Annotated in this window: 1 protein-coding gene; it reads left to right on the forward strand. The window is 66.6% G+C overall.

What is annotated here, in order from left to right; genetic code table 11:
- The first annotated feature begins 174 nt into the window (after positions 1-174).
- A complete protein-coding gene (locus GTR02_RS22030) occupies positions 175-471 on the forward strand; it encodes a DUF2283 domain-containing protein (RefSeq protein ID WP_205709827.1) in 297 nt (98 codons plus the stop codon).
- The last annotated feature ends 166 nt before the right edge of the window (positions 472-637 follow it).

The raw sequence follows: 637 nt of genomic DNA on the forward strand, positions 1-637 counted from the left end.
GCCTGCCGCCACAGCTCCCCGTCGCTGGGCGCGGCTCGGTCCGCCATCTCGTTCACATCCCCCTATGCCCGCAGCCGTGACCGAGTTCCCGATCATGAGGGACGAGTCCTCGAACGTCCTCAATTCGACATGTGAGGACGTCGCCGGCGCCCCTGGTCGCGCGCTCAACGCGGCATGAGCGTCACGTCGCGCGCCACGACGGGGCGCATGCGGATCGGGCAAGCTGGCTGGATGCACAGCACCTGGGATGCAGAGGCGGATGCCGCCTACGTCGATCTGCGTGGCGAGGACAGCAGTCAAGCGGTCGAGCAAGTCATGGCCTACACCGCTCCTGGTCGGTATGAGGTCATCCTTGACCTCAGCGCGGCCGGCAAGCTGCTTGGTGTGGAGGTGATCGGTGCCGAAGAAGCCCTCGACCCCGCCTTCCTGCGGACCCTGCAACGTATCGACGACGGCGCGTCGGCTGGCTGACTCCCGTTATCGCGGACAGGCACCAGTGTTCGCGACCAGCGGCTACTTGTGTACTGGACCCACGACAACGGCCCGGCCAGGCTGTGTCGAGGTGTCCGACACGACGCTCTTCCTAGCGGCTGCCCACCAGGTGGATCGGTGTGGCTCTCTCATGGCGTGCGAAGGG

This window comes from Kineococcus siccus (genome assembly GCF_009906795.1).
Classification (GTDB): domain Bacteria; phylum Actinomycetota; class Actinomycetes; order Actinomycetales; family Kineococcaceae; genus Kineococcus; species Kineococcus siccus.